Origin of the sequence: Clostridioides sp. ZZV14-6345 (genome assembly GCF_020657775.1) — a bacterium.
GTDB classification, from domain to species: domain Bacteria; phylum Bacillota; class Clostridia; order Peptostreptococcales; family Peptostreptococcaceae; genus Clostridioides; species Clostridioides difficile_D.
In genome coordinates, this window is record NZ_JAGWCX010000173.1 from 1 (window position 1) to 480 (window position 480).

The following is a 480-nucleotide window of genomic DNA, read 5'->3' on the forward strand; positions in this document are numbered from 1 at the left end:
CCATATGCTCTTGCTGAATTATAAGTTGCAATTTTAATAGCTTTAATTGGCTCCATACCCAAATCGATTGCACATTTTATATTCCATCTTATATGCCCTTGTTTTTCTATATCTTCCAAATGTTTGTCGTCTGTACAAAACATAAATTCTTCAATTGGTAAGCTATGTTTCAATAATCCCTTTATTATAGCTTCTAAGTTTTTTGCTGCACTTCCTTCTCTTATAAAAATTTTTAGACCTGCTCTTAATTTTTCATACACTTCATTAAAAGTTATACATTCATGGTCATTTTTTATTCCTGCACATACATATGCTTGAAGTGACTTTCCAGTTATATTTGGTGCATGTCCATCTGCCATTTTATCTTTAAAAGCCTCTAATTTATCTAAAATTTCTTTTTCAGCAGATATAACATCATTAAAACACATTACCTCTCCTAATCCTAAGATTCTAGGATTATTTATGTAGGCATCCATATCT

General features: G+C 30.2%; 1 pseudogene. It reads right to left on the minus strand.

Going from position 1 to position 480, the window contains the following annotated elements:
- Positions 1-428: pseudogene (locus KGF39_RS19480) on the minus strand (adenine deaminase); the annotation flags it as partial.
- Between the last annotated feature and the right edge of the window lie 52 nt (positions 429-480).